Source organism: Thermus sp. (genome assembly GCF_040290245.1).
In the GTDB taxonomy this organism is placed as follows: domain Bacteria; phylum Deinococcota; class Deinococci; order Deinococcales; family Thermaceae; genus Thermus_A.
Window position 1 is genome coordinate 17,815 of record NZ_PSMQ01000004.1, and the last position, 11,524, is coordinate 29,338.

9 protein-coding genes are annotated in these 11,524 nt (G+C 65.6%); 5 read left to right on the plus strand and 4 right to left on the minus strand.

Annotation, left to right across the window (positions count from 1 at the left end):
- The first annotated feature begins 20 nt into the window (after positions 1 to 20).
- Positions 21 to 1,118 carry a class I SAM-dependent methyltransferase gene (locus C4301_RS01200; RefSeq protein WP_352413297.1) on the plus strand — a complete coding sequence of 366 codons (1,098 nt, stop codon included), beginning with the start codon at positions 21 to 23 and terminating at the stop codon, positions 1,116 to 1,118.
- 3 nt (positions 1,119 to 1,121) lie between these two features.
- Positions 1,122 to 2,474 carry an RNA polymerase sigma factor RpoD gene (gene rpoD / locus C4301_RS01205; RefSeq protein WP_352413298.1) on the plus strand — a complete coding sequence of 451 codons (1,353 nt, stop codon included), beginning with the start codon at positions 1,122 to 1,124 and terminating at the stop codon, positions 2,472 to 2,474.
- Here the strand turns inward: rpoD and C4301_RS01210 are convergent.
- Both C4301_RS01210 and polX read right to left on the minus strand, forming a co-directional pair.
- Positions 2,455 to 2,952, minus strand: a complete 498-nt coding sequence (locus tag C4301_RS01210; RefSeq protein ID WP_352413299.1) for a 2'-5' RNA ligase family protein — start codon at positions 2,950 to 2,952, stop codon at positions 2,455 to 2,457. The two genes, rpoD and C4301_RS01210, sit on opposite strands and share 20 nt — an antisense overlap.
- Positions 2,953 to 2,964: 12 nt before the next feature.
- Positions 2,965 to 4,701, minus strand: coding sequence for a DNA polymerase/3'-5' exonuclease PolX (gene polX / locus C4301_RS01215; protein WP_352413300.1), 1,737 nt, complete (start codon positions 4,699 to 4,701; stop codon positions 2,965 to 2,967).
- 52 nt (positions 4,702 to 4,753) lie between these two features.
- Between polX and C4301_RS01220 the strand changes: the two genes are divergently transcribed.
- Positions 4,754 to 4,993, plus strand: coding sequence for a hypothetical protein (locus tag C4301_RS01220; RefSeq protein ID WP_352413301.1), 240 nt, complete (start codon positions 4,754 to 4,756; stop codon positions 4,991 to 4,993).
- 58 nt (positions 4,994 to 5,051) lie between these two features.
- Here the strand turns inward: C4301_RS01220 and ppdK are convergent, their stop codons facing one another.
- Positions 5,052 to 7,622 carry a pyruvate, phosphate dikinase gene (gene ppdK / locus C4301_RS01225; protein WP_352413302.1) on the minus strand — a complete coding sequence of 857 codons (2,571 nt, stop codon included), beginning with the start codon at positions 7,620 to 7,622 and terminating at the stop codon, positions 5,052 to 5,054.
- A gap of 104 nt (positions 7,623 to 7,726) precedes the next feature.
- Between ppdK and C4301_RS01230 the strand changes: the two genes are divergently transcribed.
- Positions 7,727 to 8,944 carry an aminopeptidase gene (locus tag C4301_RS01230; RefSeq protein ID WP_352413303.1) on the plus strand — a complete coding sequence of 406 codons (1,218 nt, stop codon included), beginning with the start codon at positions 7,727 to 7,729 and terminating at the stop codon, positions 8,942 to 8,944.
- Here the strand turns inward: C4301_RS01230 and C4301_RS01235 are convergent.
- Positions 8,941 to 10,179, minus strand: coding sequence for an aminotransferase class I/II-fold pyridoxal phosphate-dependent enzyme (locus tag C4301_RS01235; RefSeq protein WP_352413304.1), 1,239 nt, complete (start codon positions 10,177 to 10,179; stop codon positions 8,941 to 8,943). The two genes, C4301_RS01230 and C4301_RS01235, sit on opposite strands and share 4 nt — an antisense overlap.
- Positions 10,180 to 10,619: 440 nt before the next feature.
- Between C4301_RS01235 and C4301_RS01240 the strand changes: the two genes are divergently transcribed.
- On the plus strand, positions 10,620 to 11,513 hold the full coding sequence (locus C4301_RS01240; protein ID WP_352413305.1) for an ABC transporter substrate-binding protein: 894 nt from the start codon (positions 10,620 to 10,622) through the stop codon (positions 11,511 to 11,513).
- Positions 11,514 to 11,524 lie beyond the last annotated feature (11 nt).

Below are 11,524 nucleotides of genomic sequence, written 5' to 3' on the forward strand. Positions count from 1 at the left end.
GGGCGGTATACTTTTTCCTTGTGACACTTGAGGAGTACCACCGCCTGACCCCCCTCCCCCATCCTCAAGGGGTGGTCTACGTCAAGCCGGGAGCCCGGGGGTATCCGGACCCCGTGTACGACCTTCTGGCCCGCGCGGTGGAGCCCTTTGGGCGAAGGGCTTTGGACCTCAACCCCGGGGTGGGCTGGGGCAGCCTTCCGCTGGAAGGGCGGATGGAGGTGGAGCGGCTCGAGACCTCAAAAGCCGCCCTCCTCGCCCTTAAAAAAAGCGGCCTCAAGGCCAGGAGGGCCCTGCCCTGGGAAGCGGAGGAGGAGGCCTACGACCTGGCCCTTTTAGCCCTTCCCGCGGGCCGGGGAAGCCGGTACACCCACCTCTCCCTCCTGGCGGCGGCCCGGGCCCTCCGGATGGGGGGCCGGTTGTACCTGGCCGGGGATAAGAACAAGGGGTTTGAACGCTACTTCAAAGAGGCCCAGGCGCTTTTGGGATACGGCCTTCTTCTGAAGCGGGAGGGGCCGGTGCGGGTGGCCCTTTTGGAGAAGGAAAAGAAGGCCCCGCCCCTCGGCGAGGTCTGGTCGGTCTTCACCGAAGGGGTCCAGGGCACGGCCTTCCGCTTCCACCACCTGCCCGGGGTCTTCTCCGCGGGGCACCTGGACCCCGCAACCCTTCTCCTTCTAGAGTCCCTGGAAGAAGTCCGGGGCCTCGAGGTTTTGGACCTAGGGGCCGGCTATGGGGGCCTCACCCTCCCCCTCGCCCACAGAGGGGCCCGGGTGGCGGCGGTGGAGGACGACTGGGCCAGCCTGCTCTCCCTACAGCGAAGCCTGGAGGAAAACGGCCTCGTGGCAGAGGTGTTCCACTCCGACGTGGACGAGGGCTTGCCAAAGGAAGCCCGGTATGATATCGTGGTGACGAACCCCCCCTTTCACGTGGGGGGAAGCGTCCTTTTGGATGTGGCCCAAGCGTTTGTCCATGCAGCCCACGCCCGGTTAAGGCCGGGGGGGCGGTTTTACTTGGTGGCCAACCCCTTTCTCAAGTACGAACCCCTTCTGGAAGCCCTTTTCGGCCACTGGGAAGTCCTGCGTCAGGATAGATACAAGGTCCTCTTCGCGGTAAGGAGGTAAGGCTTGAGCAAAAAGAAGAACAAGACCAAGGAGAAGGAAGTCCAGGCCTACGGCCAGCCTCTCAGTGTTCCCTTCGGGAAGCAACAGGAGGTCCCCCTCGAGGGGAATGAGCCGCTGACCCCCTTAGAGGCGGCCGAGGTCGAGCAGGAGGAGACCCCCCCCGACCTCGAGCCTACGGACCTCCCTGAGGTCTTGGACGACCCCGAGGCCCTGGACCCCGAGGTGCTCCAGGACCCGGAGAGCCTGCTTCTGGAGCCCGAGCTTTTTGAAGAGGAGGTGGAGGAGGAAGAACTCGCTTCCCCACGGGTCTCCACCTCCGACCCGGTGCGGCAGTACCTCCATGAGATCGGCCAGGTTCCCCTCCTCACCCTGGAGGAGGAGATCGATCTGGCCCGGAAGGTAGAGGAGGGGATGGAGGCGATCAAAAAGCTCTCCGAGGCCACCGGCCTGGAGGCAGACCTCATCCGGGAGGTGGTGCGGGCCAAGATCCTGGGCTCGGCCCGGGTGAGCCAGATCCCTGGCCTCAAGGAAACCCTCTCCCCCGAGAAGGTGGAGGAGATCGACCAGAGGCTTAAGGCCCTCCCCAAGGAGCTCAAACGCTACCTCCACATCGCCCGGGAGGGCGAGGCCGCCCGCCAGCACCTTATCGAGGCCAACCTGCGGCTGGTGGTCTCCATCGCCAAAAAATTCACCGGGAGAGGCCTATCTTTCCTAGACCTTATCCAGGAAGGTAACCAAGGCCTCATCCGGGCGGTGGAGAAGTTTGAGTACAAAAGGCGGTACAAGTTCTCCACCTACGCCACCTGGTGGATCCGGCAGGCCATCAACCGGGCCATCGCCGACCAGGCCCGGACCATCCGCATCCCCGTCCACATGGTGGAGACCATCAACAAGCTTTCCCGGACCGCAAGGCAGCTCCAGCAGGAACTGGGCCGGGAGCCCAGCTACGAGGAGATCGCCGAGGCCATGGGGCCAGGGTGGGACGCCAAGCGGGTGGAGGAGACGTTCAAGATCGCCCAGGAACCCGTCTCCTTAGAAACCCCCATCGGGGACGAGAAGGACAGCTTCTACGGGGATTTCATCCCCGACGAGCACCTACCCTCCCCCGTGGACGCCGCGGCGCAAAGCCTCCTTTCCGAGGAATTGGAAAAGGCCCTCTCCAAGCTCTCGGAACGGGAGGCCATGGTGCTCAAGCTGCGCAAGGGACTCATCGATGGTCGGGAGCACACCCTGGAGGAGGTGGGGGCCTTCTTCGGCGTCACCCGGGAGCGCATCCGGCAGATTGAAAACAAAGCCCTGCGCAAGCTCAAGTACCACGAGAGCCGCACCCGGAAGCTCAGGGATTTCCTAGACTGAACCGGGCCACCTCCCAAAGCCCCTCCCCATCGTCCTTCACCAAGGCCACCTCCCGCACCGTGAAGGAGGCAACCGGAGGAGGAGGGAGGCGGTCTGCCAGGGCCTGGGCTTCTTCCTCGGGAAGGCCCAAAGCCAGGGTGAAGTGGGGAATGAAGCTCGGGCCCTCGAGCTCCTTCAAGGGGGGGGCGAGAGGCTCAAGGGCATGGTGGAGCCGGCGAAACGCACCCCCTCCGTAGGCCCTCAAGTAGACCACCCCGTGCGGGAAAACCCCCCATCGGCCCAGGCGGAGGCGGAAAGGGGGATGCCCCCGGAGGATGCCCTCGAGGCCCCTGTAGAGCGCCTCCTCTTCATACGGCCAGTCAAAGGGCTGGCGGAGGTTAAGGTGGGGGGGGCCAAACCCCCTGACCCCATGGAGTCTTTGTAGTTCTTCTAAAAAGCTCCGGAGGGGCCCCGGCGGCCAGACCAAGACGCCGTACACGGGGCCAGTATATCAGCGTTGGGGCCTAGAGCGGCTTTTCAAAGCGGAAAGGAGGTCCTCGAGGGGCAGGGTGTTGAGCACCCTTTCCGGGGGGATCCAGGCCCGCTGGGCGTTTCCCACCGCCAGCTCCATAAAGCGGAGGTGGTCCACCTGGTGGGCATCGGTCGAGAGGGAGAAGGAAAGCCCCATCTCCAGGGCCATCCGGGCCAGGTCATCGGGCAGGTCCATGCGGTCGTAGTAACCGTCGATTTCCACATACACCCCGAGGTCCTTGGCAGCGGCGAAGACCTCTTCCCAGTCTGCGGCCACCGGGGCCCGACGCCCGAGAAGGCGGGCGGTGGGATGGGCCAGGATGTGGACGTAGGGGTTTTGCAAAGCCCTGAGGATCCTCCTGGTCTGCGCCTCCTTGTCCAGGCGGAACTGGGAGTGGATCGAGACCAGGACGAGGTCCAGTTCCTTCAAAACCCAGTCCGGGTAGTCCAGACTCCCGTCGGGGTGAATGTCCACCTCCGCCCCCACAAGCAGGTACGGCTTTCCCCCCGTTTGCTCATTCCAAGCCCGGATGGCCCGGATGCGCTCCAAGGCCTCCTCCGGTCCCACACCCCCCGCCACCCGGACCGCGGGGGAATGGTCCGTCACCGCCAGGTACTCGTACCCCAAAGCCCTGGCCGCCTGGTAGAGCTCCTCCACGGTATTCTTCCCATCCGACCAGGTGGAGTGGACCTGGAGGTCCCCCCGCACCTCAGAAAGCTGGACCAGCCTGGGAAGCCGCCCCTTCAAGGCGGCCTCGATCTCCCCCCGGTTCTCCCGCAAAGGAGGGGGGATGAAGGGCAGGCCCAAGGCGGCGTAGACCTCCTCCTCCGTGAGGCCTGCGATGCGCTCCTCCCCCCGCCAGACCCCGTACTCGTTGAGCTTGAGCCCCTTTTCCTGGGCCAAGGCCCTTAAGCGGATGGAGTGCTCCTTGCTCCCGGTGAGGTACTGAAGCCCGGCCCCGAAGCTTTCTGGAAGGACGATCTTCAGGTCCACCTGGAGGCCATCCTTCAAAAAAACCGTGGCCCGGTTCTCCCCCTTGGCGTAGACCTCCTGGACTTTGGGAAGGCGCACAAACCCCTCCACCACCCTCTCCCCTTCCCGGCTCGCCACCAGAAAGTCCAGGTCACCCACCGTCTCCTTGTAGCGCCGGGCCGAGCCGCAAAGCTCCGCCTCCTTTACGCCCGGCAAGGCCCGGATGGCCTCCAGAAGGCTTCGAGCCAAGGAAAGGACTGCCCCAAGCGGCCGCCGCTTAGAGGCCCCTTCCATCAAAGCCAGCCCCTCCCGGATGCGCTCCACCTTCTTTGCCCCAAACCCCCGCAGGGAAAGAAGCCTCCCCTCCTCCAGGGCCCTTCTTAGCTTTTCCAAAGAGTCTATCCCCAGGGCCTCGAAGAGCTGCCTGGCCGTCTTCGGACCCACCCCAGGCACCTCCATCACCTGGATGACCCCCGGGGGGACCTTTTGGGAGAGCTCCTCGTGCTTAGCGATGCGTCCCGTGTTCAGATACTCCAGGATCTTGTCCGCGAGGTCCGGGCCGATGCCCGGTAGGGCCATCAAGGCCTCCTTCCCCCCTTCGGCCAGGTCCTCGATGGGGGTATCCAGGTCGTAAAGCGTCCGGGCCGCCTGGTGGTAGGCTCGCACCCTAAAGGGATTGTCCCCGAGGAATTCGCTCATGAGGCCAATCTCTTCAAAGATCCGGGCCAGTTCCTGGTTCTTCACACCCCCATGCTACGCCTTGCGCGCCCCTTTCCGGAAGGATTAAAGTCCATGCATGGGGTTTAGGGAGCTCGTTTTGGCCCTTCTCGAGGAGGAGGGCCGCCCCCTCCACTACCGAGAGGTGGGGAGGCTCCTCAAGGAACGGGGGCACTGGGCGCATATCCAAAACCCGGAGCGGATCGCCCTAAGCCGCCTCGCCGCCTTAAGCCGCTGGCACCTCAGCCCGGTGGTCAACCTGGGCAAGGGATTCTACGGCCTCCGGAAGTGGGTGGACAGCCCGAGCCAAGCCCCTTAGAAAGGCCTTACGCTTTCCCACCCTCCACGGGTCAACCCCGCCGTGCCCACAAAGGCCCTTAAGCCCGAACCCGCCTGAGCCCCGCCTGGGCTGCGGCCAACCGGGCGGTGAGGAGCCGGTATAAGGAGGCGGAAGTGTAGTCCAAAAACGCCGACCCGAATAGGACGCTCCTCGCTTCCCCCCCGTGCTCGCCGCAAAGGCCCAGCTTGAGGCCGGGGTTGGCCCGCCTCCCCTCCTCCGCCGCCAGGCGGACCAGCCGGCCCACCCCCTCGAGGTCCAGGGTCTCCGTGGGGTCGGAGGAAAGAAGCCGCTCCTCCAAGTAGCGGGGCAGGAACTTCCCCGCATCGTCCCGGGAGAGACCGAAGGTCATCTGGGTGAGGTCGTTGGTGCCAAAGCTGAAAAAGTCCACCAAGGGCGCGATCTTTTCCGCCAGAAGGGCTGCCCTGGGGGTTTCGATCATCGTGCCAAAGGGGATGGGAAAAAACTCGGCAAAGAGGGCCTGGGCCATGTCCTTGGCCCGCTCCACCTCCTTGGGGTCGGAGACCAAGGGCAGCATGACCTCAGGCCTGGGGTCCAGCCCCTCCCCCTTAAGCGCCTGGGCCGCCTCGAGAAGGGCCCTAAGCTGCATCTGAAAAACCTTTGGCCTCAGGAGAAGGAGCCGGATGCCCCGGAAGCCCAGCATTGGGTTCACCTCCTTCAGATCCCGGCCTCTTCCCTCCTCGGCCATGGCCTCCTGGTCTTCCCCTGCCGGGGAAGCAACCGGCGGGAGGAACTCGTGCAGGGGGGCATCCAGAAGCCTCACCGTCACGGGCAGGCCGTCCATGGCCCGAAGGATGCCCTTGAAGTCCTCCTTCTGGTATTGGAAAAGCCGCTCAAGGGCCTCATCCTCCTCCTCGGGGGTACCGAAAAGGAGCTTGCGCACCCAAGGAAGGCGCTCCTCCTTGAAGAACATATGCTCCGTACGGCAAAGGCCGATTCCTTCTGCCCCGAAGGCCCGTGCTCTTTGGGCCTCCTCGGGCGTGTCCGCATTGGCCCTTACACCAAGCGTGCGGTAGGGTTCAGCCCAGGCCAAAAGGCGGTCCAGAATCTCCATCCCCGCCCCCTCTAAAAGGGGCACCTCCCCCAGGTAGACCGCCCCGGTGCTTCCATCTATCGTGAGGAGCTCCCCCTCCTGGATCTCCTTTTCCCCTATCCAGGCGCGGTCCTTCTCCACCCTAAGGCCTTCCGCCCCCACCACCGCCGGCACCCCCAGGCCCCGGGCCACCACCGCCGCATGCGAGGTAAGGCCGCCCCGGGCGGTGAGGATGCCTTGGGAAAGGTACATCCCCGTGATGTCCTCGGGCGTGGTCTCGGGCCGGACCAGGATGACCGGAACCCCTTGGGAGGCGTAGCGCTCCGCCATTTCGTTGGAGAAGACCGCCCGGCCCACCGCCGCACCCGGGCTTGCGGGAAGCCCTCGGATGAGGGGCCTGGGAGCCGCATCAGGGTTCACGGCGGGCCTGAGGAGGGCGGGAAGGGCATTAGGGTCCACCCGGAGCACCGCTTCCTCCTTGGTGATCAGCCCCTCCTCCGCCATCTCCACCGCGATGCGGACCGCGGCTTGGGCGGTGCGCTTTCCCGAACGGGTCTGGAGGAGGTAAAGCCTCCCCCTCTCCACGGTGAACTCAAAGTCCTGCATCTCCCGGAAATGGCGTTCTAAAAGCGCGGCGGTGGCCTCGAGCTCCTGGTACAGCCTGGGGGCAAACCCCCGAAGCCGCTCCAAAGGCTCGGGGGTACGCAGGCCTGCCACCACGTCCTCCCCCTGGGCGTTTTGCAGGTACTCCCCGTATAGCCCCTTCTCCCCCGTGGCTGGATTGCGGGTGAAGCCCACGCCGGTGCCCGAATCCTCTCCCAGGTTCCCGAAGACCATGGCCTGGATCACCACCGCCGTACCCAGGTCCTCCGGGATACCGTAGATCCGACGGTAAACCCGGGCGCGGGGATTGTTCCAGCTCCTGAAGACCGCCTCCACCGCCCCCCTGAGCTGGGCCCAAGGGTCCATGGGGAAGACCAGGCCCCTCTCCTCCAAAAGCCGCAAAGACCGGAAGGCCACCTCCTCCAGCTCCTCTGGGGCAAGCCCCGCGTCCGAGACCCCCCTTCTGGCCTTGACCTCCTCCAAGAGGGCCTCAAAGGCCTGGCCCTCCACCCCCAGGACCACCTCGCCATACATCTGGATCAGGCGGCGAAAGGTGTCCCAGGCAAACCGGGGGTTGCCGGTGGCCCGGGCCAAGGCCTCCACCCCCTCCAGGTTCAGGCCGAGGTTCAGGATCGTGTCCATCATCCCCGGCATGGAGACCGGTGCACCCGACCGAACGGAGACCAGAAGGGGGGGCCTTCCACCCGCCCCCCCACCAAAGGCCTTGCCCGAGAGCGCCTCTAGGGCGCGTACCTTGGTCTTTACCTCCTCCCAGAGCCCCTCGGGAAGGTGGCCCTCCCTAAGGTAAGCCCGGCAGGCCTCGGTGGTGACGACCAGGGCTGGGGGGACGGGCAGGCCCGCCCGCCGCATCTCCACCAGGCCGAACCCTTTCCCCCCCAGGGTATCCCGGTCTAGGCCCTGGGCCTCCTCCAGTAGGTATACGAACCGGTTCATGCTCCAAGCTTAAGGTCGGAATGGAAGCATGGAAATCGTGTATTTCAAAGAGTGGTACACCGTTCGGCTATTCTACACGCCGCCTTCGGGGGTAGACTTGGGCTGTGAAGACGCTGGACGAACGCCTAACCCTTCTGGCCGAGGTGGTGGTCCAGGTGGGGCTTAACCTCCAGCCCGGCCAGGAACTGGTCCTCACCGCCCCCATAGAGGCCCTCCCCTTGGTGCGCAAAATCGCCGAGGCCGCGTACCGAAGGGGAGGAAGCCTGGTCCTGCCGCTGTTTTCGGATGACGCGCTGACCCTTTTGCGCTACCAGATGGTGGACCTCGAGGGCCTGAAACGGGCCCCCGCCTGGCTCTACGAGGGCCTGGCCCGGGCCTACCGGGAAGGATGGGCCCGGCTCGGGATTCTGGGCGGAGACCCGAGGCTTCTCGAGGGGATTCCTCCCGAGAAGGTGGCCGCCGCCCAGCGGGCCCAGGCGGAGGCTTACCGGCCCGCCCTCGAGGCCATCAGCCAGTTCGCCACCAACTGGAGCCTGGTCCCCTTCGCTCATCCCGCCTGGGCTAGAAGGCTGTTCCCCGACCTGCCCGAGGAGGAGGGTGTGAACCGGCTATGGGAGGTGCTTTTCCAGGTGACTCGGGTGGACCAGGAAGACCCCATCGCCGCCTGGCGGGCCCACAACCAGAGGCTTGCACAGCTCGTGGACTACCTGAACACCCGCCGCTTCCACGCCCTTCACTTCCGCGGCCCCGGGACCGATCTCACCGTGGGGCTGGCCGAGGGCCACCTCTGGCAGGGTGGGGCCGCTCAGGCCCAAAACGGCGTGGTCTGCACCCCCAACCTGCCCACGGAAGAGGTCTTCACCGCCCCCCATCGGGCCCGGGTGGAGGGGTATGTGACCTCCTCTAGGCCCCTCGCCTACGGTGGGCAGGTGGTGGAGGAGATCTTCGCCCGGTTTGAGGGGGGTGTGGCGGTGGAGGTCCGGGCCAAAAACGGCGAGGCCTTTTTGAAAGCTCTAGAAACCGATGAGGGGGCGAGGCGACTTGGCGAGGTGGCCTTGGTGGCCGCGAGCAGCCCCGTGGCCAAAACGGGCCTGCTTTTCCTGGAAACTCTCCTGGATGAAAATGCAGCCAGCCACCTGGCCTTCGGCCAGAGCTACGCGGAAAACGTACCGGGCGAGGCGGAGGAACGGCTCAAAAAGGGCGGGAACCAGAGCAAGATCCACATCGACTGGATGATCGGAGGCCCGGGGATGGACGTGGACGGCCTGTACGAGGACGAAACGCGGGTGGCCCTGATGCGGCAGGGGGAGTGGGTGGTCTAGAGGGCCTCGAGGCCCTTTTGGAAGGCTTCTAGGAGGTCCTTGGGGTGCTCAAGCCCCACGGAGACCCGGATAAGCCCCGGGGTTACCCCGGCCTTTAGGCGCGCCTCCTCCGGCAAGCGGCCGTGCGTGGTGGTCCAGGGGTGAACGAGGAGGGTCCGGGCATCGCCCACATTGGGGGCCTGGAGCAAGGGGACTCGGGAAAGGAAGCGGCTTGCCGCCTCGAGGCTTCCCAGCTCCAAGGTCAGGATGGAGCCAAACCCCTTCAGGTAGCGCACCGCCCGCTCGTGGGCGGGGTCCTCCGGAAGGCCGGGGTAACGCACCCCCTTCACCTTAGGATGGGCCCTTAGGAACCGGGCGAGCTCGAGGGCCGTCCTCTCCATGGCCTTGGCCCTCAGGGCCACGGTCTCCAGGCCTTGGAAGAGGAGGTAGGCGTGGAAGGGGGAAAGGGTCATCCCCATGAGGGAGAGCCCAAGCTGGCGGACCCTTTCCAGATAACACCCTTCCCCAAAAACCGCCCAGGGCACCCGGCCCTGGGCGTCCGGTTCAGTGAACTGGGGATAGGCCTTCCAAAGCCCTGCTCCCCGGGCAAGCACCGCCCCCCCTAGAACGGATCCGTGCCCGGAAGCCCATTTGGTGAGGCTCTCCACCACCACATGCGCCCCCAGGGCCAGGGGCTGGGCGTAGGCGCCCGCCGCCCCAAAGGTGTTGTCCACGACCAGGGCCACCTTGCGCTCCTCGGCCAGGGCCGCAAGCCCCGCAAAGTCCGGAACGGTCAGGGCAGGGTTGGCCACCGTCTCCACGAAAAGGGCCCGGGTCCTCTCGGAAAGGAGGGCCTCAAAAGCCCCCCGTTCGGGCGGGGCGTAGCGCACCCTCACCCCCATGAGGCCGAAGACCTGGTTGAATAGCCCCACCGTCTGGCCGAAAAGCCCCTCGGAGGCCACCACCTCGTCCCCCGAGCGGACCAGGGCCAAAAGGGCAGCGAGGGTGGCCGCCTGGCCCGAGGCGAAGACCGCCGCATCCAAGGCCCCCTCCAAAGCGGCGATCCGCTCTTCCAGGGCGCGGTTCGTGGGGTTTTTCAGACGGCTATAGGTGTAGTCCCCCTCCTCAAACCGCCGCTTGCCCTCCTCGAGGCCCCTGAATCCATAGGCCGCCACCCCGTAGATGGGAAGCCCCACCGCCCGGTAGGGGTCCTCCTCGGGAAGGCCGGCCAGGACGGCTAAGGTCTCGTACTCCATCTCCCCCCTCCTGTACGGGCAGCCCCCGGGTCGGGCCGCCTGGTTTCATTCTGGCACGCCCCGGGGCCAGGATACCGGTATACTACCGGGTATGAGGGCGCGGTTGGACTGCTGCACAAGCCGCCGGGAGGTGCTCCGGCTCACAGGGATGGCCGCCCTGGGGGGCTGGCCCTAGGCCAGCGGAAGCGGATCAGACTGGCCTTCTGCTCCCAGCTTCTCTGCATCATCCCCGATGAGATAGCCCAGCGAAGGGAGTATTTCCGCGAGGAGGCCTCGAGGTGGAACTGGTCTACACCCGTGGGGGCAGCCAAGCCCTGCAGGCGTTGGTGGGGGGTGCGGTGGAGTATGCGGCCACCAGCCTGGATGCCGCCCTCTAGGCCTATGCCCGGGGGGCGCGAATCCTCCGCTTCGCCTCCACGGGCCGCCTCCCCCTGTTCGCCTTGGCCACCGCCCCCAAGACCGCCCGAGCCATCAAAACCGTCCAGGACCTGGAGGGAAAGACCGTGGGGGTCTCGGCCCTGGCCAACGCCGACCACGTCCTTTTGGTCTACCTTCTTAAAAAGGCCGGGGTGGACCCCAAAAGGGTCCAGTACGCCACCCTGGGCCCGAATCTGTACGAAGCCCTTCGGACAGGGCAGGTGGATGCGGGCATGGTCCAGGAACCCGCCCTCTCCCTCCTTAAAGCGGCGGGAGGGAGGGAGCTGGTAAACTTTATGCGCCTCAAGGACACCCAGACGTATCTGGGGGGCCCCTATGAGTTCATGGGGGTGGCGATCCGGCTGGAGGAGAGGCAGGCCCGGTTGGAGGAGATGCGCCGCATGGCCCGGGCCTTGGAAAAGGCGCTCCGCTTCATCCACGCCGCCTCGAGCCGGCTCATCGCCGACACCCTACCCAAAGAGCTCATCGCGGGAGGGGACCGGAAGGAACTGGAGGAAGTGATCGAGGCCTACCGAAAGGAACTTTACCCCAAAAGCGTCCAGATCGACCTGGAGGCCGCCCGCCGGGTGGCGGAAAGCCAGGTGGAAGCGGGCCTCCTTCCCCCGGGCTTTAAGGCGGAATCCCTTCTCGACTTGGAGGTGTGGGTGCTTAGGGTCCAGGGTCTAAGCCTCTCCTATGGCCCCATCCGGGTCTTGGAAGGGGTGGACCTCGAGGTGGGGGAAGGGGAGTTCGTGGCGGCAAGCCGGGGGCTTGGGTACCTCCTCTCCTTTGCGCAGAGCACCTTTAACGCCGCGTTAAGCCTGGCCATCCTCACCTTGATCGTGGGCTTTGTCCTCTTTCTCTTCGCCTTTTTTGGTCGCCTCGAGGCCTCTCTCCTCCGCTGGCAAAAAGGGTGACCCGCCTGTTC

Coding starts and splice junctions, on each gene's coding strand:
- C4301_RS01220 (WP_352413301.1), top strand. CDS start 4,754: ATGGGGTTTAGGGAGCTCGTTTTGGCCCTTCTCGAGGAGGAGGGCCGC.
- ppdK (WP_352413302.1), bottom strand. CDS start 7,622: ATGAACCGGTTCGTATACCTACTGGAGGAGGCCCAGGGCCTAGACCGG.
- C4301_RS01235 (WP_352413304.1), bottom strand. CDS start 10,179: ATGGAGTACGAGACCTTAGCCGTCCTGGCCGGCCTTCCCGAGGAGGAC.